The organism is Clostridioides difficile ATCC 9689 = DSM 1296 (assembly GCF_001077535.1).
In the GTDB taxonomy this organism is placed as follows: domain Bacteria; phylum Bacillota; class Clostridia; order Peptostreptococcales; family Peptostreptococcaceae; genus Clostridioides; species Clostridioides difficile.
On sequence record NZ_CP011968.1, the window covers coordinates 1,659,390 to 1,678,561 of the forward strand.

Genomic DNA, 19,172 nt, shown 5'->3' on the forward strand with positions numbered 1-19,172 from the left:
GAAAGAACGCACTATTATATTTGGAAAGATTAAGTTCCTAATCTATCATATATAATAGTGCGTTATATATTTAAGTATGTTTTATATAAACTAATCTAAAAATCGAAAATCTTTATACAATTTCTACTTATAAATTGCCTTTATAGGGTCTAGTTTAGAGGCTTTAAAGGCTGGAATCAGACCAAATACAACTCCAGTCAATATAGTAGCTACAATTGCATAAAATAAGCTATTTAAGCTAGGTATAGCTTCAAAACCTATATATTTAGAAACATAGTTAGTAGCAGTAAATCCAACTATAGTTCCTAAAATTCCACCACATACTGTTATAAAAACAGCTTCAACTAAAAATTGAAATAATATAGACCTAGGTTTTGCTCCAATAGCACGTCTTATACCAATTTCTCTTTGTCTTTCCATAACAGATACATACATTATATTCATTACACCAATACCACCAACAAACATTGCAACTACAGTTATTATAGATACATATTTGTTTACATTGGAATTAATGCTTTCAAGATAAGCTGTCTGTTCAGTTGGGTCTGGTGTAGTATAAGAACCATTGATACCAGGGTGCATCTCATATAATTTAGCTATAACATTGTTTGCAACTTCATTTACATTATAGCCTTTAGAAGAAACTAAGTCTAACTGGTAAATTTCATTTGAATAAGAATTTTGACTCATTAAAGTGTCAAAAGCCTTTTTAGGTACTAGGGAAGTAGTAAATTGCATATCTTGGTAACCTCCAAAGAATCCTCCAGCTTGGTTTTGCTGAGAATCATCTAATACCCCTATTATTTCAAATATAGTTCCATTTATGTTGATACCATGACCTAAGGCATCTTCTGGATTTTCAAAAATTTCACTTGTACTTTGTAATGTAAGTAAAATTACTTTTCTTTTTTCATCATCTAAAGAAAAATCTCTACCACAAATTAAATTTATTTTAGAATCTTTTTTTACTGGTCCAACATCAACATACGTAGTTTTTTTATCAAAAGATGCTTGTGAAGAGTAAACTGAATCAAGGTTAAACCCATCTCTTGAAGGAGCTATTCTTTCTACTCCTTCAACAAATGATAATTCTTCTAAATCTTTTGCATTAAAGGGTTTTAAAAAAATACTCATATCATCAGTAAGACCTGTGTTATCGGCTGATTCAAACGAAATAGTAGTTTTATTAGGGTTTACATTGTTTACAGACTTCTTAATTTCTTTTTGAAATCCATTACCTATAGAACTAACAAGTATTACTGAAGTTATTCCTATTATAATCCAGAGTAAAGCTACAAATACACGAAGCTTGTGACCTTTTAAATTGGCCAAAGAATTTTTTAATAAACTCATGATTACACCTCCGAAGTAAACACACCATCTTTAAGTCGTATAACCTTAGTTGCATACTTAGTTAAATCTTGATCATGTGTAACCATTATTATAGTCTTACCTTGTTTGTTGAGCCTTGTTAAAAGCTCCATAATTTCTCTGCTAGTTTCACTATCTAATGCCCCAGTCGGTTCGTCAGCAAAGATTATCTGAGGGTCATTTGCTAGGCAACGTGCAATGGCTACACGCTGTTGTTGACCACCAGATAATTGAAGTGGTTTCTGCTTAAGCTTGTCCAAAAGCCCAACAGAACTTAATTTATCTTTAACAATTTCTTCTCTATTAGATTTTTTTAGTGCTTTATTGTAAATTAGAGGCAACTCTACATTTTGATATACATTTAGAGTTTCTATTAAATTAAATTGTTGGAAAACAAATCCAATATTAATATTTCTAAAAACAGAACGTTCATTTTCACTCAAATTAGTTACATCTGTTCCATCAAATATATATCTTCCTTCATCAAATACATCTAGAAAACCTAAGATATTAAGTAAAGTAGTTTTACCACTACCAGACTTACCCATTATCATGACAAATTCTCCAGATTCAATTTCTAAATTTAAGGATTTTAAAACATGTAATTCATCTTTCCCTACTTTGTAATATTTTTGAATATTTTCTAATTTAATTAACATATGTAAATTAATTCACATCCATAGTAACTTCTTCTACTTTTTTGTTTGGAGTAGTATCTCCATTATTAGAACCAGCAGTTACGCCATCGCCTTGAACTGGGTCTCCTTCTTTCATTTCTTTAGTAGGGTGTTTTATTATTATATCGCCTTGTTCAAGACCGCCTCTAACTACAGCAAAATCATCATTTTGACTTGCTACATCTACAATTTGCTTTTTCAATATACCATCTAAATCCTTAAATACATATGAGTGTTTGTTGTCTTTAAGTACACAAGATGCTGGTATTTTAAAGCTTGAATTAGCTACTTCAAGTGATGCTTGAAGATGGAATCCATTTACTAATCCTTCTTGATTATCAAATGCTATGTTTATATCATAATAAGATAGTGTATTCTGCTGAGCTCCCATTTCAGTATTTGGAGTAGATGGTTTATCAGATATAAAACTTATTCTACCAGTAAGCTTTTGGTCAGTTGAAAAAACGAGTATATTGACCATTTGGTCAATCTTCATTTTAGGTAAATCTTGTTCACTTGCTTGTCCTTTCATATAAAACTCTAGACCTTGAATAGTCATAAATGAAACTGGTTGGTCTGGATTTCCAGTTTGGTCATTCAAGTATACTGTGCCATCAAAAGGAGCAGTAACTCTGTCATAAGCTTTTTTATCCAGAGAAGCTATCTGAGAGTTTAAAGCAGTTATCTGTGCATTTATAGAAGCAATAGCATCTTTATTTTCAGCAATATCAGAAAGTGATATTTTTTGTTTTTTGTATTGACTAAGTTGTGATTTTAAACTATCTATTTCTGCTATTATAGTTGGATTTTTAGCAGTAAAAAGAAGGTCTCCTTGATTTACTTTTTGACCATTTGTAACATTAACATCACTTAACTCATAATCTCCAGATATATTGAAGTCCTTAGTTTGCTTAGGAACAACCATCCCATTTATAAATATTTTTTCATTTTCAGGAATAGTATATGTTTCGATAAAATTTTCATTAGCTTGTAATTCAGTGTTTTTCGAATCAACATAAGCAAGAACTCCTAGAATTAAAAGTATGATTACTGCTATTCCTGCATATATTTTGAATCTCTTATTTTTAAAGGGATTGTTTTTAAAACCTTTATTTTTAGACTTGAAGCCACTACTTCCAAAACTGCTATTTCTAAAGTTGTTACTTTTAAAACTGTTATTTCTAAATCTTTTATTTTTAAATTTTTTTAGAAAAGACATGTCTTCCTCCTTTTTATAAAAACTACTTAATTATATACTGGGATGTACATATAGAATTACTATAAGAAGTTGAATATAAGTTAATGAAAATAAACTATCAATAATAAGATACTATAAATCACATTTGAATGTAATAGTAAATTTTGTATATTGGTTGTACTCTGAATCTACATCAATTTTATGACCAAGCTTATCACAAAGTTCTTTTACTAAATAAAGCCCAAGACCTGTAGATTTAGAATTGTTTCTTCCATTATTACCTGTAAATCCCTTATTGAATATTCGATTTAAATCTTCCTTTTTTATACCACAACCAGTATCTTCCACTCTTAATTGTAAATAATTTTTGGTTCTTTTGCAATAGATAGATATATTATCTCCTAATGAGGAGTATTTTAGGGAATTACTCAATAATTGCTCGAATATGAAGTATAGCCATTTTTCATCAGATAAAACCTTAAAATTCAAATTATTTAAGTCTAAAATAATTTTTTTTGAAATAAAATATTTTGAGTATTTTTTTATAATATTTCTAATGATTTTTTCAATATTTACCTCTTGAATTAAAAAATCCTTATGAAAATCTTCGAGTCTTGATAAATATAAAATTTTTTCAACGGAGTTTTCAATTCTAAATATTTCACTATCTATGTCATCTGAAATTTTTTCATCAATTAAATTTTCATTTTGTTCAAGAATGAGTTTTATTATAGCTATAGGTATCTTTACATCATGTACCCACATATTTAAAATCTCTTTGTTTTCTTCAAATTTCTCGATATTATTATTTATTATGTTATTGCATTGATATTGATGATTTTTAATAATGTTCAAGTATATTTTTTCTTCATTTTTACATCTAGCTAATTCTATATCATTCATATTAATTTTGAATGTATCATTTTTTATCTTATCTAAAAATTTGTTCTTCTTGATGTAGCTAATAAATAGATATAAAAATAAAAACACAACATTTACAACTAATATATATAAAATAGTATCAGTCAGAAAAACATCTACAGGAGAAAATATAATAACTGATACTGTAAAAATTAAGAAAGTAAAATTGTATACTAAAAAACCTAGTTTATCCTTGAGAAAATCTTTAAAGCTCATAAATTCACCTACTTAGAATTGTTTTAACTGATTATATAACCCAATCCTCTTTTTGTTTCTATAAAATCTTCTAAACCAATTTCATTTAATTTTGAGCGTATTCTATTTACATTGACAGTTAATGTATTATCATCTACAAACCAATCATTATCCCATAATTTTTTCATGAGTTTATTCCTACTTACTATCTGCCCCTTATATTTCATAAGCTCATGGAGAATTTTGATTTCATTTTTTGTTAGCTCAATAGTATTATCTTCATAGTTTATTGTTGCAGTTGATAAATCTAAAGTAACACCATTGTGAATAATCTGATTTGAGTTATTATCAACAAAATTATAAGTTCTTCTTAAAAGGGCATTAACTTTAGCTACTAAGACATCTACAGAAAAAGGTTTTTGTATATAATCATCTGCACCTAAATTTACACCCATTATTACATCCATATTAGAATTTCTTGAAGAAATAAAAATTATAGGAACTTTTGAAATTTTTCTTATTTCATTACACCAATGAAAACCATCATAAAATGGAAGGTTTATGTCCAATAAAACTAATTCTGGGTTATAGTTTTTGAACTCTTCTATTATATTTTCAAGATTTTCTATTTGATGAACATCATGTCCCCATTTAGTAAGACACTTTGCTATGATATTTTTCAATGAGACGTCATCTTCAACTACCATTATTTTAAACATTCTTACCTCCTAATTCAAAATAGTTATATTAACATAACTATATTCTACTTGATAAATTAAAATATTTCTACCTTATTACCTAAAATAATTATATTAATATAACTATATTTTACTTGATAAATTATATTTTAAACATAATTGCAATAAATTTGAAGAAATATAATTAATACTTACGAAAATGTAACCTTAAATTAATATAATTAAATGTTTAAAAGCCATTTTAATATATATAATATATTTGTGAGAATTGATAAATAACTAATTGTGATGAAAGGTGATTATTAACTATGGAAGAAATATTATATGTTGAAAATATAAAAAAGGAGTATGGAAGAAAAGGTTCAAAACATGAAGCTCTAAGAGGAATAACTTTCAAGGTTTATAAAGGAGAATTTGTTGGTATTATGGGGTCTTCCGGTGCTGGTAAATCAACACTTTTAAATATTATTTCTACAATAGATTTACCTTCATCAGGAGATATTTATATAAATGGAAAGAATACTATTAAAATGAAGCAAAATGAATTGGCAGATTTTAGACGTGATAATCTAGGCTTTGTATTTCAAGATTCTAATCTTTTGGATACACTTACAATAAAAGAAAATATAATGTTGCCTCTTTCTTTAAAAAATGAAAGAGTATCAGTAATAGAAAATAGAATAAAAGAGATTTCAAAAGAATTAAATATAGAATCTATATTAGATAAATACCCTGGCGAAGTTTCTGGTGGACAAAAGCAAAGAGGAGCTGTATGTAGAGCTATAGCAACAAAACCATCATTAGTACTTGCAGATGAGCCTACAGGAGCATTAGATTCTAAATCTGCTAGGGATTTGTTGAATTGTCTATTAAAATTAAACAAAGACAGCAATAAAACAATATTGATGGTAACTCATGATGCTATAAGTGCGAGTTTTTGCAATAGAATACTCTTTATAAAGGATGGAATAATATTCACAGAAATTGTAAAGGGAGAAAGTAACAGAGAGTTCTATAATAAAATAGTAAATACAGTTTCCTTAATTGGAGGAGTTAATAAAAATGACTTTATTTAGAATTGCAATGCAAAATGTAAAGAATAGTTTTTTTAATTATTTAATGTACTTTATTTCAATTGTATTTAGTGTATTTGTATTTTTTAGTTTTAAATCTATAGAGTATAATGAAGCGTTGAGTTCACTTGGAGAGAAAACTAGGATGAGTATTAATACAAGTTCAATTGTAATAGTGGTATTTGTATTTTTATTTATATATTATTCAAACTCATTTTTTTTCAATAGACGTAGGCGAGAAGTAGGAACTTATAGTTTACTTGGAATGAGGAAAAATCAGATAGGAAAAATATTTTTATATGAAACTTTTTTGATGGGTATAGTTGCAATATTAATAGGTATATTTTTAGGATTGTTATTTTCAAAGCTTATGACTATGATGCTTGTAAAATTAATGAATGAAATGATAGTAGTAAATATGAACTTAAGTATAAAGGCCTTAGTTCAGACATTAGCTGTATTTTTAATAATATTTATAGTTATTGGAATAAGAAATACTATAGTTATCAGAAATAAGAGAATTATAGAGTTATTTAATAAATATCCAGAAAAGTATAAGTTTAAAAAATTTATAAAGTTAAAATGTGTACTTGGTGTTTTATTAATAACTATTTCTTATTTAATGTCAATTAGTTATTTTATTGCTGAAAATATTATGCTTTCAGTTTTTATATTAGTTACAATAATACCTGGAACTTTTTTATTTTTTTCATCAACTATGTATATGATTATTGATGCTGTTAAGAAGAGAAAAAGTTTTTATTATAAGGGACAGAATTTAATTGCATTTTCTGAACTTGGATTTAAATTAAAGAGCAATAGTAGTGTATTGGCTGTAATAGCAATATTAATAGCTACAAGTGTAACTATGCTAGGGTTTACCATATCACTTTATTACGATATAGATAGGAACATAAGTGAAAATTATAAATACAGTTATACCATAAATTTAGGAAATTCTTATGTAAATAACGAAATTGACAAATTATTATATAAATATAAAAAAGATAATAAGATAATCTTTGATAAAACAATAGAACTTATAGACAAAGATATAAATATTGAAATGTATTATAAAAATGGAAATAGTTATATAGAAGATAGAACGTCTGTAGATATTATTAGAGAAAGTGATTTTAAAAAATTAAGACAATATCAGAATAACAATTATGAAGAATTAACTTCAAAGGAATCTGTGTACTATGTTTCTGATTCATACAAAAAAATATTTTTTAAAGACTTTGAGATTGAAAAAATAAACTTGCATATTAAAGATACAAATGAGTATGATATAAATCTGTTTAAAGTACAAAAAAGCATCTTGGAGCCAGAAATAAATTCACAAGCTACGTTTGATTTAATTGTAGTAAAAGATGACGTATTTAATCAGTTAAAATTACATGGAAATTCTAGATTAATAAGATTAATTGATATAAAAAATGAAAAAAAAGAACTGGATTTGACTTTAAAATTAAAAAATATAGTAAGTGAAAATATGAAATTTACTTATCCTTTTAATTTTACATCAAGTATTGAAAGTTATAATAACTTGATAAAATTAAGTGGTCTAATGCTGTTTATAGGCATATTTTTGTCTGTAGTATTTCTTTTATGTACAGGTAGTATAATCTTATTTAAACAATTATCAAATATATATGATGATAAGGAAAGATATATTATGTTAATAAAACTTGGAGCAAATAATAAAGATATTGAGAAAATAATATCAAAACAGTTAAAAGTTATATTTTTAATGCCATTAGTTGTAGGTACAGTTCATAATTTATTTGCTATGTCTATAGCACAAAAGTTTATACCAAGGTCATTACTTGTACCAATTATCATAACTCTAGTCATTTATTTTATAGGATATTTTATATATTATTTTTTAACTTTAAAATATGCTCTAAACATGATAAAAGAATAAATTATTTTTAAGTCAAAAGAATTAGATATATGTTTTGAATAAAATAACTTATTTAAGTGCAGATAGAAAATACTAGAATTGAGTTTAAGATATTTATTTAAAGATAAAATTAAAGTTAGGAAAAAGTCTATATTTTATATCATTTTGTATCAGTTACATTACTTGATGTTATATAATAAATCTAAGCAGAATATCAAATAAAAAATGACGAGGAGCTGAAATTTATGAAGTTTAATGCCTACCAACATAAATACTCATCAATAAGAAATGTCGTGTATGCTAAAAATGGAGCAGTTGCAACATCAACACCATTAGCATCTCAAGCTGGACTTGAAATACTAAAAAAGGGTGGAAATGCTGTTGATGCAGCAGTTGCAACAGCCGCCACATTAGCAGTAGTAGAACCTACAAGCAATGGGATTGGAGGAGATGCATATGCCCTTGTTTGGATAGAGGAAGAAAAACGATTGTATGGTTTAAATTCTAGTGGCTTTGCTCCAGAAAATATGGAATTAAAAAATTATAATAATATGAAAGAAATGCCAAAATATGGGTTTGGATCAGTAACTGTACCTGGAATACCCGCAGCTTGGTCAGAATTAAATAAAAAATATGGTAAACTTAGCTTAATGGAATGCTTATCTCCAGCGATAAACTATGCAAGAGAGGGATACGTAGTATCTCCTAATGTAGCTAAGGTATGGAAAAAATCATATGAACTCTATGAAAAAGAACTTATTGGAGAAGAGTTCAAACCATGGTTTGATACATTTTCTAAAGATGGTAAAGCTCCAGAGGCTGGAGATATATTTATATGTGAAGAACAGGCAAGTACATTAGAAGAGATAGCAAATACTCAGGCTGAAAGCTTTTATAGAGGAAGACTTGCTGATAAAATAGATGAATATTCTAAAAAATTTAATGGGGCTATAAGAAAGAGTGACTTAGAGTGTTTTTATCCAACATGGGTAGAACCTATAAGTACAGAATATAAGGGATATAAAATATTTGAAATCCCACCAAATGGTCATGGAATAACAGTTTTAATGGCACTTAACATATTAAAAGAATTGGAATTAGAAGGAAATATAGAAAATGTAGAAGACATACATAAAATTATAGAGAGTTTAAAATTAGCTTTTGCAGATTCTAAAACATATGTAACTGATATAGAGCATATGAAGGTAAAGATTCAGGAATTACTAAGCCAAGAGTATGCCAAAAAAAGAAGTTTATTAATTGACAATAAAGAGGCTTTGTATCCAACTGCAGGAGAGCCATATTGTGGTGGTACAGTATACCTTTGTACTGCAGATAAGGATGGAAATATGGTTTCATATATACAGAGCAATTACATAAATTTTGGTTCAGGAATTGTGATACCAAGAACTGGGATTGCTTTACATAGTAGAGGAAATAATTTTAATTTAGACCCTAAACACCACAATGTAGTAAAACCATTTAAAAAACCTTATCATACTATAATACCTGGATTTTTAGGTAAAGAAGATAAAGCAATAGGTCCATTTGGTGTAATGGGAGCTTTTATGCAACCACAAGGACATATTCAGGTGTTAACAAATATGATTGATTTTGGATTAAATCCACAAGAGGCGCTAGATGCTCCAAGATGGCAGTGGATAAAAGGAAAAGAAATAGAAGTTGAACCAGAGATGCCAAAGCATATAATAGATTCATTAATTGAAAAGGGTCATGAAATAAAAGTAATTCATGATACTGTTGACATGGGACGAGGTCAAATAATATTTAAAACAGAACAGGAAAGTTATATTTGTGGGACGGAATCAAGATGTGATGGTCATATTGCAGTTTATTAATATTATCAACTAAAATATATATAATAAATTTAAAGAGTATATGAAATAATAAGTAAAGGCGAAAGTCTACAATGACTGACGCCTTTACAAAATTTAAGCTATCATATGCTGATTTTATATAGATTATGAGCCTTATTCTTGACCAGTTTTGATTTCATTGTCATCATAACTAATCCAGTCGCTAAAGCTACCAATATAAATCTTGTGAGGTATATCCAGTTCTCTAAGAGCAAGACTGTTAACACAAGCAGATATCCCTGAACCACAAGATAAAATTACTTCATCATAATTATTTAAATCTTTAAAGAATTTTTTTAAAAATTCTATATCTTTAAGTGAGCCATTTTCAAAGTCACTTTTTATTAAATCCTTACAAAAATAATTTTTTGCACTTGGTATATGACCAGCTTTTGAGTAAGCAGGTTCAACTAAACCTTGGTATCTCTCATTAGCACGGCAATCTATTATTACAGTATCTTTTTTGTATAATTTAGACTTAACATATTCCATTGGAACAACTAAACCATTGTTTATATTTGGTCTAATTTCCTTACCTGTACAACTTGGTATATTCACTTTCTCTTCCAATTCTCCACCTTCCTTTACGAAAGATGTTATTCCCCCATCTAGTACATAGACATTTTTAAGCCCCAAATGTTTTAATTGGAAAAATAATCTGCAAGCTCCATTTAAATCTCCATCATCATAAGTTACAATCGTAGTGTCATTATCAACACCCATTTTTTCTAATTTTTCTTTTAGTATTAAAGGGTCTTGTAAAGGATTTTTACCACCATGTTCTTTTGTAGGAGATGATAAATCCTTGTCTATATCTAAGATAAAACTGCCTTTGATGTGTCCTTTTTTATAAGAATCAATACCATAAGTTCTATTGATAAGATCAAATCTGCAATCTATTACAACTAGATTATCATTTTTTTCTAGTTTTGATATAAGTTCTTTTGCTGAAATAATGTTTTTCAAAGAATGTACCTCCTGTGTTTATATTATCTTTATTTTAATTTATATTAATTATTAACTTTATAAACTAATATTATTATAATTTATTACATAAGTAAATAAATCTTTAGAAATTGTAAAAATTTTATATAAAAATTCAAATAATTAATGAATATTGAAAATTTTAGATATATAATAAAATAAGAGTATATTTTATACAATATGAAAGCTGGTATTGCAATAGATTAAAGCCTTATACACGTTTAGTTTTTAAAGAAATTAGTGTTATTATGAAAACCTAAGTTAATTTATTAAATAAATAATTGAATAAAAAAATTTTATTATGTATTTATAAAATTTTTGTTACAAATTTGGCATAATATAGTATACTTTAAGTGTGTATTAGGTTAAATCTATAACAAATTAGACGTATGATATAGACTTAGTGTTTATTGGCATTTACAAGAAATTTGTTAATATCAACTATTTGTAGTTTGGGCAGTTATAATTATTATAGGGGGGATGTCCAATACAAAACAATCAACCAAGAACTAATATTATATTATAAAGAGTTATAGTTTTGTGTGTTTATGTTTTTAATTAAATTTAAAGTGGGAAAAATATATTTGTTAGAATGGAGAATAGCGAGATGAGTAATAAAATAGTTAGTAAGAGACAATTAACAGATAGTATTTATTTAATGGAAATAGAGGCACCTAGAGTTGCAAAATCTTCTCAACCAGGTCAATTTATAATAATTAAAAATGATGAAAAAGGAGAGAGGATTCCTCTTACAATAGCTGACTATGATAGAGAAAAAGGAACAGTAACTATTGTATTCCAAACAGTTGGTGCTTCAACTAAAAAGTTAGCAATGTTTGAAGAAAACGATTTTGTAATGGATTTTGTAGGGCCATTAGGACAAGCAAGTGAATTTATACATGAAGATATAGAAGAATTAAGAAATAAAAAGATATTATTTGTAGCTGGTGGAGTTGGTTCTGCTCCAGTTTATCCACAAGTTAAATGGTTTAAAGAGCATGGATTAGATGTAGATGTAATAATTGGTGCAAGAACTAAAGAATTAATTATATTAGAAGATGATATGAAAAAAGTAGCTAAAAATGTATATGTATCAACAGATGATGGTACATATGGATTTAATGGAAGAGTTACAGACCTATTAAAAGATTTAGTTGATAATCAAGGTAAAAAATACGACCAAGCAATAGTAATTGGACCAATGATAATGATGAAATTTATGTGCCAATTAACTAAAGAACTAAATATACCTACTATAGTAAGTTTAAATACAATAATGATAGATGGAACAGGTATGTGTGGTGGCTGTAGAGTTAGTGTTGGAAATGAAACTAAGTTTGCATGTGTAGATGGTCCTGAATTTGATGGTCATTTAGTTGATTTTGATCAAGCAATGAGAAGACAGTCTATGTACAAGACTCAAGAGGGAAGAGCTATGCTAAAACTTGAAGAAGGCGATAGTCATCATCATAGTAATTGTGGATGTGGAGGTAACAAATAATGGATGCTAAAAAAGTAAAAGTACCAGTTAGAGAACAAGAACCTGCTGTGAGAGCAACAAATTTTGATGAGGTATGCTTAGGGTATAATAAAGAAGAAGCTATGGCAGAAGCTAATAGATGTTTGGCTTGTAAAAAACCAAAATGTGTGGGTGGATGTCCAGTAGGAATCGACATACCAGGGTTTATAACAAAAATTAAAGAAGATGATATAGAAGGTGCTGCTAAAGTAATAGCTAAGAGCAGTTCATTACCAGCTGTTTGTGGTAGAGTATGCCCACAAGAAAGTCAATGTGAAGGTGTATGTATACTTGGAATAAAATCAGATGCTGTATCAATAGGTAAATTAGAAAGATTTGTAGCAGATTGGTCAAAAGAAAATGACATAAATTTATCTGATACAGAGCCTAAGAAAAATCAAAAAGTAGCAGTAATAGGAAGTGGTCCAGCAGGTCTAGCTTGTGCTGGTGATTTAGCTAAAAAAGGCTATGATGTAACAATCTTTGAAGCAATGCATGAGCCAGGTGGAGTTTTAACTTACGGAATACCTGAGTTTAGACTTCCAAAACAAGCTGTTGTTCAACCTGAAATAGACAATATAAGAAAATTAGGTGTAAAAATAGAAACTAATGTAATTGTTGGTAAAACAATTACAGTAGATGAACTTATAGAAGATGAAGGATTTGAAGCTATATTCATAGGTTCAGGAGCTGGTCTTCCAATGTTTATGAATATACCAGGGGAAAATGCAAATGGAGTATTTTCTGCAAATGAGTTTTTAACTAGAGTAAACTTAATGAAGGCTTATAGAGATGATTATGATACACCTATTAGTTCTGGTAAAAAAGTTGCTGTAGTAGGTGGTGGAAATGTTGCTATGGACGCTGCTAGAACTGCATTAAGATTAGGTTCAGAATCATATATAGTTTATAGAAGAAGTGAAAAAGAGCTTCCAGCAAGAGCTGAAGAAGTTCATCATGCAAAAGAAGAAGGCATTATATTTAATACATTAACAAATCCTAAGGAAATTTTAGTAGATGAAAATGGATATGTTAAAGGTATGGTTTGTATAAGAATGGAATTAGGAGAGCCAGATGATTCTGGAAGAAGAAGACCTATAGAAATAGAAGGTTCTGAATTTGTACTTGATGTAGACACAGTTATAATGTCACTTGGAACAAGCCCAAATCCACTAATATCTTCTACAACAAAGAGTCTTGATATAAATAAGAAGAGATGCTTAATAACAGATGAAAATGGTCAGACTTCTAAAGAGGGTGTATTTGCAGGTGGAGATGCTGTTACTGGAGCAGCAACAGTAATATCTGCAATGGGTGCTGGTAAAACAGCAGCAGCATCAATAGATGAATATTTAAAAGCAAAAGTTAATGCTTAATTTGTAAATTAAAGAGAGGGTGTCTCAAAATGAACTTTTTAGTTCATGAGGCACTCTTTTTGTACAAAATCAAATATGTTTTAATCATTTCAACAATGAAAATTTCATTCCTGTAGAAAGTCTAACTTTTAGGTCTTAGTACAATCTCTATTTTGATGTAGCCACTTTTTTAGATGGTTTAATAATTTATCAGTTATTATTGTAATATTTGATACTAAGTAACATAACTTTGTCTAACTATGATAAAATAGTTATACAATAAAGGTCTTGTAAGGAGTGAATAATGTGTGGCTAATAAAATCAGATTTGTCAAATCTAACATTAAATAATAGAAAAATAAATTGTGTAATTAATGGTATTTTAATATGAAAAAAAGAGAAAAAGTATTTGATGGGCTAGTTTTTAAGCATATATTAATCTTATTAATACTATTAGTTTTGATTGATTTAACAAGTACCATCATATATGCAAGTAACTCTATGGAAATTACTTCTAGAAATATGATTGAGGCATCAAAAAGAGAACTTGAAAACTATTTAGAAGTAAACATATCTTTATTAAAAGCTCTTAGTCAAGATGATAGATTTTCTAATGGTGAAACATCACTAATTGAAAAGGGAAAATTATTAAGTCCATATCAAAAGGAATATAATCTTTTTATGATTGGTATAACAGATACAAAAGGAAATGCTTCAAGTACATATAGGGAAAATGTTAACTCAATAAAAGATAAGCCTAGTTTTGAGAAAGCAATTAAAACAAAGCAAGTAGTAGTTTCAGATATTGAAGTCAGTAATGTAACAGGTGACAAAGTATTTATCATATATGTACCAATTGTAAAAAATAATGAGATGATTGGGACCATTTTTGCTTCTTTTTATTTTCAAGATGTAAATAATTTAATAAGTAGAAGCAATTTTGATGATTCTATTAAATTTCTAATGATAGATAAAGATTATACTATTATTTCTCATCCAAACAAAAAATATGTAAATGATAAAAGTAAGATGCTTGATTTAGAAGGGAATATTATAGGAACCACTAAAAGTGAAATCTTAAAAAATATAAATAAAAAATGTCAAGGTGATTTTTTATCTTGGGATAATTGGAGATTATATAATGTAAAATATACGAACATAAAGTGGACTAATTGGACTTTAGTATCAAAATGTAATATATTTAAGAACTTTAAAAATCTAATAGTTAATTTTATGATAAAGTTGTATTTTTATATAGTAATATTTATGATATTGTGGAAATTAAGTAATGCTAAATTAATAGAACAACTTAAAAAATTGGCTTATTATGATTCTTTAAGTGGAATAAAAAATAAAGAAAAGTTTAGAAAAGATTCTATGTATATTTTAAAGAATTATTATCAAGATAATTTTTACTTAGTACAATTGGATGTCAATAAATTTAAATATATAAATGAGATGTTTGGATATGCTGAAGGGAATAAGATATTAATTCATATATCACAAGTTTTAAATAATAATACAAATAAATATGAAATTTGTGCTAGGATGGATAATGACCATTTTATATTGTTGATTGCTTGTAACACTGAAGATGAACTTTTAAATAGATTATCTAAAATAAATAAAGAAATTTGTAACTTAAATACTACTAACTCATCTAAGTATAAAATTGTTATGTCAAGTGGAATATATAAGATTACTAAAAAGGATGATATTAAAAAGATTGACTTGTTAATTGATAGAGCAAATATTGCAGCAAAAAGTAAAAAGGAAAAATATGAACATTCATATTCATTTTTTAATGAAGATACAAGAAATCGATTGTACAAGGAAAAACGATTGGAAGATAATATGAATAAAGCTTTAGAAAAAGGTGAATTTATAGTATATTATCAACCTAAGTATAGTTTAGATGATGTAAATGAAATTGAAGGAGCAGAAGCCTTGATAAGATGGAATAGTCCAGAATTTGGGTTTATTTCACCTATAGATTTTGTACCTTTATTTGAAAAGAATGGTTTTATTGTAAATATTGATATGTTCGTGTTTGAAGAAGTATGCAAAACATTAAACAAGTGGATAAATAAAGGGTATACTCCTGTACCAATCTCTGTAAATATGTCTAGAGTTCATTTATATAGGGATAATTTTATAGAAAATATAACTGATTTGATAAGTAAATACAATATATCTCCTGAGTTTATTGAGCTTGAACTAACAGAAAGTGTTGTGTTTGATAATTTAAATATATTGATTGATATAATGAAAAAGATTAAAGAGATAGGATTCCTTATATCAATGGATGATTTTGGTTCGGGATATTCATCTTTAAATCTGTTAAAAGACCTTTCTTTTGATATTTTAAAATTAGATAGAGGATTTTTAATCGAAACAACAGATACAAAACGTGGAAAAATTATTATTTCTAAGATTGTGGAAATGGCAAAAGCGATTGATATTAAAGTAATCTGTGAGGGCGTAGAAACTTATGAACAAGTAGAGTTCTTGAAAGAGATAGGTTGTGATAAGGTTCAAGGATACTTATTTGCTAAACCTATGGTATTAGATGAATTTGAAAAACACTTAAACTTTAAATTTGATTAATCATTAATAATTATTAGACTATAAGATACCCTAACAACTTACTTACAAATATGTAAGTTAATTGTTAGGGTATTTTTATGGTTAAAGTAGTATATTCACGATATTATGGTATTGTAGTAAAAATAAAAAATTATGGAGAATATAAAATGAACATATTGAGTATTAGAAATATATCAAAAACATATTGCGGAAATATTCCATTTAAAGCATTAGATAAGGTTAGTCTAAATATAGAAAAGGGAGAATTTGTGTCTGTTATGGGACCATCTGGAAGTGGTAAATCTACTCTTTTAAATATAATATCTACAGTTGATAGACAGAGTGAAGGTGAGGTTGTATTAGATGGATATGATGTAAGTAAATTGAAAGGAGAAAAACTTGCTGAATTTAGAAGGAAACAACTTGGTTTTGTATTTCAGGATTTTAATTTGATTGACACTTTAACTGTTGGCGAAAATATTATGTTGCCACTTACACTAGAGGGGGAAAGTATCAAAGATATGAATATACAAACTAAAAGTATATCTAAATTTTTAGGAATAGATAAAATTTTAGATAGAAAAACCTATGAAATTTCAGGAGGTCAAGCTCAAAGGTGTGCTATTGCTAGAGCTATTATAAATAAACCTGCCATACTTCTTGCAGATGAGCCAACTGGAAATCTTGATTCAAAATCTACTGATGATGTTTTGAAATTATTTACTAGGATAAACAAAGAACAAAAGGTAACAACACTTATGGTAACTCATGAAGCATATAGTGCAAGTTATTCAGATAGAGTAATTTTTATAAAAGATGGTTGTATATATACAGAAATAAAAAAATCTGAAAGCAGTAATTCTTTCTATTCTGATATACTAGCTGTTTTGTCTCAAATAGGAGGTGTAAGATAGTGGATTTTAGAAAGTTTGCTTATAATAATATAGTTAGAAATTTCAGGGCATATTTAGCATATTTTTTAAGTTCTGTTTTTTCTATAATGATATTTTTTGTTTTTGCAGTGTCTATGTTCCATCCAATTATAACAAAATCTGGAATGCAGAGTGGTTCTACTGCATTTATGGCTCTTATGACTTCAGAATTAATAATATTCGGTTTTAGTCTACTTTTTATATTGTACTCTTTAGGAAATTTCTTAAAATATAGATTGAAAGATTTTGGAGTATTGATGATAATTGGAATGAGTAACAGACAACTGAAAAAATTGATATTAATTGAAAATTTGATAATAGGATTTTTAGCAGTGATGTTAGGAATATTACTTGGTTTATCAATTTCAAAATTGTTTTTATTGTATTTAAGCAAACTGTTTTATATGAATTTAACTGAATTTTATTTTCCAGTAAAAGCAATGCTATTGACTATTGTATCATTTATGATTTTATTTTTGATAACAGGACCAATGAGCTTAAAATTATTGAGTAAAAAGAGCATTTTAGAGCTTTTAGTAGGTACAAAAAAGCCTAAAAAAGAGATAAAATCTTCAAAGCTATTTGGAATAATTGGTGTAATATGTCTTATATTAGGATATGCTATGATACTATTTGGCAATAAGTTAAAAATAAATGGAGGTATGTATACAACAGCACTATTAATTACTTTGGGGATATTTTTATTTTTTTCTCAATTTACTATTTTGATATTAAAGTATTTAAAAAATAAAGAAAAATTTTATAAGAACAAAGTAAATATGTTACTTATAAGTAATTTGATATATAAATTAAAGGATAATACACGATTGTTATTTTTAATAACAATACTTTTATCGGCTACTTTAGTAGCATTTACAACAACTTCAACACTTGTAAGTTCTCAAGGAGAAGCTTCTAAAAATAATTTCCCAATGGTTTACTCATATTTTTCAGAGCATAATAATGAAAAAGAATATGAAGAACTACAACAAATTAGAGAAGCAATCAAAGGATATGATTATAAGGAGTTAAGTTTTCCTGTACTTAAATATAATAGGGAAGTCTTACTAAGTGTAAAGAATTATAACAAATTATCAAAGGAATTGGGATTAGATAAAATTAGTTCAAAGTTAGAAAAATATGAAGGGATTATAATTCCTAGTAGCAATTCGCAAGAACATATAAATTCTTTAAAACAATTAAAAAATTATAGTATAAAAAATTTAAATATAGAAGTAAAAAAATCAAAAAATAAAATAATTTTTCCTACAGGACTGTTTAGTAAAGTTGTAGTTATAAGTGATGACTTATACAATGAAGTAAAAGGTGAATTTTCAAAAATTAATTTTCATGGATTTGATTATAAAAACTGGCAAAGCAGTGCACAGATAACTGAAAATTTAAAAGAAAAACATTTTAATTTGGATAGAGAATATAACAGGTCATATTTTTTAACATTACCAGATATGTATTTAGTAGAGTTACAACAAAGTAAAATTCTTCAATTTATGGGTGTTTTTATAGGAGTGATATTATTTATAGCAGTTTTTAGTTTTTTATACTTTAGATTATATACAGACGAGATAGAAGATAATGTAAAGTACAAAAAACTATCAAAAATAGGTCTATCTTTTAAAAATATGAATAAGATTGTTAGTATAGAGATAGGTACATTGTTTTTTATACCGTATTTTATAGCAATTATAAATAGCATAATTTCTTTACTGTTTTTAAATCAAGTATTAAATAATAGTTTTAAGTTAGAAAATTTGGGTATATTACTACTGATATCATCTATATATTCACTTTATTTTTACTTATTAAAAAAAATTTATACTAGAAAAGTTTGGTTTTTTGATTAAAGTGGTATATAATAGA

General features: G+C 27.0%; 14 protein-coding genes. 8 read left to right on the forward strand and 6 right to left on the reverse strand.

Annotated features, from left to right (window positions below; all coding sequences use genetic code 11):
* Positions 1 to 123 precede the first annotated feature (123 nt).
* From CDIF1296T_RS08075 to CDIF1296T_RS08095, 5 genes are all read right to left on the reverse strand, one after another.
* The gene (locus CDIF1296T_RS08075; RefSeq protein ID WP_009896484.1) at positions 124 to 1,356 is read right to left on the reverse strand and encodes an ABC transporter permease; all 1,233 of its coding nucleotides are present in this window, start codon (positions 1,354 to 1,356) and stop codon (positions 124 to 126) included.
* Between the two features lie 2 nt (positions 1,357 to 1,358).
* Positions 1,359 to 2,033 carry an ABC transporter ATP-binding protein gene (locus CDIF1296T_RS08080; RefSeq protein ID WP_003436744.1) on the reverse strand — a complete coding sequence of 225 codons (675 nt, stop codon included), beginning with the start codon at positions 2,031 to 2,033 and terminating at the stop codon, positions 1,359 to 1,361.
* A 7-nt stretch (positions 2,034 to 2,040) separates the two neighbouring features.
* Positions 2,041 to 3,270 carry an efflux RND transporter periplasmic adaptor subunit gene (locus CDIF1296T_RS08085; RefSeq protein WP_003436742.1) on the reverse strand — a complete coding sequence of 410 codons (1,230 nt, stop codon included), beginning with the start codon at positions 3,268 to 3,270 and terminating at the stop codon, positions 2,041 to 2,043.
* A 111-nt stretch (positions 3,271 to 3,381) separates the two neighbouring features.
* Positions 3,382 to 4,386, reverse strand: a complete 1,005-nt coding sequence (locus tag CDIF1296T_RS08090; protein WP_003436739.1) for a HAMP domain-containing histidine kinase — start codon at positions 4,384 to 4,386, stop codon at positions 3,382 to 3,384.
* 23 nt (positions 4,387 to 4,409) lie between these two features.
* Positions 4,410 to 5,084 (reverse strand): response regulator transcription factor, encoded by a 675-nt coding sequence (locus CDIF1296T_RS08095; RefSeq protein WP_003436727.1) that lies wholly within the window; start codon positions 5,082 to 5,084, stop codon positions 4,410 to 4,412.
* A 287-nt stretch (positions 5,085 to 5,371) separates the two neighbouring features.
* On the opposite strand from CDIF1296T_RS08095, the gene CDIF1296T_RS08100 reads away from it, so the two are divergent.
* From CDIF1296T_RS08100 to ggt, 3 genes are all read left to right on the forward strand, one after another.
* Positions 5,372 to 6,139, forward strand: a complete 768-nt coding sequence (locus CDIF1296T_RS08100) for an ABC transporter ATP-binding protein (protein WP_009896487.1) — start codon at positions 5,372 to 5,374, stop codon at positions 6,137 to 6,139.
* On the forward strand, positions 6,126 to 8,063 hold the full coding sequence (locus tag CDIF1296T_RS08105; RefSeq protein ID WP_009896488.1) for an ABC transporter permease: 1,938 nt from the start codon (positions 6,126 to 6,128) through the stop codon (positions 8,061 to 8,063). The genes CDIF1296T_RS08100 and CDIF1296T_RS08105 overlap by 14 nt, the downstream gene beginning before the upstream one ends.
* A gap of 224 nt (positions 8,064 to 8,287) precedes the next feature.
* Complete coding sequence (gene ggt / locus CDIF1296T_RS08110; RefSeq protein WP_009896490.1) at positions 8,288 to 9,901, forward strand: gamma-glutamyltransferase; 1,614 nt, start codon at positions 8,288 to 8,290, stop codon at positions 9,899 to 9,901.
* Between the two features lie 132 nt (positions 9,902 to 10,033).
* Here ggt and CDIF1296T_RS08115 read toward each other — a convergent pair whose 3' ends face one another.
* The gene (locus CDIF1296T_RS08115) at positions 10,034 to 10,885 is read right to left on the reverse strand and encodes a sulfurtransferase (protein WP_009896495.1); all 852 of its coding nucleotides are present in this window, start codon (positions 10,883 to 10,885) and stop codon (positions 10,034 to 10,036) included.
* A gap of 625 nt (positions 10,886 to 11,510) precedes the next feature.
* On the opposite strand from CDIF1296T_RS08115, the gene CDIF1296T_RS08120 reads away from it, so the two are divergent.
* The 5 genes from CDIF1296T_RS08120 (at position 11,511) to CDIF1296T_RS08140 (ending at position 19,156) form a co-directional block, all read left to right on the forward strand.
* Positions 11,511 to 12,404, forward strand: coding sequence for a sulfide/dihydroorotate dehydrogenase-like FAD/NAD-binding protein (locus CDIF1296T_RS08120; RefSeq protein ID WP_009896496.1), 894 nt, complete (start codon positions 11,511 to 11,513; stop codon positions 12,402 to 12,404).
* A complete protein-coding gene (gene gltA, locus CDIF1296T_RS08125) occupies positions 12,404 to 13,798 on the forward strand; it encodes an NADPH-dependent glutamate synthase (protein ID WP_003420072.1) in 1,395 nt (464 codons plus the stop codon). Before CDIF1296T_RS08120 ends, gltA begins: the two co-directional genes overlap by 1 nt.
* Before the next feature lie 365 nt (positions 13,799 to 14,163).
* On the forward strand, positions 14,164 to 16,383 hold the full coding sequence (locus tag CDIF1296T_RS08130; protein ID WP_003436710.1) for a bifunctional diguanylate cyclase/phosphodiesterase: 2,220 nt from the start codon (positions 14,164 to 14,166) through the stop codon (positions 16,381 to 16,383).
* Between the two features lie 146 nt (positions 16,384 to 16,529).
* Positions 16,530 to 17,276 carry an ABC transporter ATP-binding protein gene (locus CDIF1296T_RS08135; protein WP_021361431.1) on the forward strand — a complete coding sequence of 249 codons (747 nt, stop codon included), beginning with the start codon at positions 16,530 to 16,532 and terminating at the stop codon, positions 17,274 to 17,276.
* Positions 17,276 to 19,156, forward strand: a complete 1,881-nt coding sequence (locus CDIF1296T_RS08140) for an FtsX-like permease family protein (protein ID WP_009896501.1) — start codon at positions 17,276 to 17,278, stop codon at positions 19,154 to 19,156. The genes CDIF1296T_RS08135 and CDIF1296T_RS08140 overlap by 1 nt, the downstream gene beginning before the upstream one ends.
* Positions 19,157 to 19,172: the final 16 nt, after the last annotated feature.

What these genes read in the sequence shown, in the direction of transcription:
- CDIF1296T_RS08075 (WP_009896484.1), bottom strand. Translation starts at nt 1,356, where the DNA reads ATGAGTTTATTAAAAAATTCTTTGGCCAATTTAAAAGGTCACAAGCTT.
- CDIF1296T_RS08080 (WP_003436744.1), bottom strand. Translation starts at nt 2,033, where the DNA reads ATGTTAATTAAATTAGAAAATATTCAAAAATATTACAAAGTAGGGAAA.
- CDIF1296T_RS08085 (WP_003436742.1), bottom strand. Translation starts at nt 3,270, where the DNA reads ATGTCTTTTCTAAAAAAATTTAAAAATAAAAGATTTAGAAATAACAGT.
- CDIF1296T_RS08090 (WP_003436739.1), bottom strand. Translation starts at nt 4,386, where the DNA reads ATGAGCTTTAAAGATTTTCTCAAGGATAAACTAGGTTTTTTAGTATAC.
- CDIF1296T_RS08095 (WP_003436727.1), bottom strand. Translation starts at nt 5,084, where the DNA reads ATGTTTAAAATAATGGTAGTTGAAGATGACGTCTCATTGAAAAATATC.
- CDIF1296T_RS08100 (WP_009896487.1), top strand. Translation starts at nt 5,372, where the DNA reads ATGGAAGAAATATTATATGTTGAAAATATAAAAAAGGAGTATGGAAGA.
- CDIF1296T_RS08105 (WP_009896488.1), top strand. Translation starts at nt 6,126, where the DNA reads ATGACTTTATTTAGAATTGCAATGCAAAATGTAAAGAATAGTTTTTTT.
- ggt (WP_009896490.1), top strand. Translation starts at nt 8,288, where the DNA reads ATGAAGTTTAATGCCTACCAACATAAATACTCATCAATAAGAAATGTC.
- CDIF1296T_RS08120 (WP_009896496.1), top strand. Translation starts at nt 11,511, where the DNA reads ATGAGTAATAAAATAGTTAGTAAGAGACAATTAACAGATAGTATTTAT.
- gltA (WP_003420072.1), top strand. Translation starts at nt 12,404, where the DNA reads ATGGATGCTAAAAAAGTAAAAGTACCAGTTAGAGAACAAGAACCTGCT.
- CDIF1296T_RS08130 (WP_003436710.1), top strand. Translation starts at nt 14,164, where the DNA reads ATGAAAAAAAGAGAAAAAGTATTTGATGGGCTAGTTTTTAAGCATATA.
- CDIF1296T_RS08135 (WP_021361431.1), top strand. Translation starts at nt 16,530, where the DNA reads ATGAACATATTGAGTATTAGAAATATATCAAAAACATATTGCGGAAAT.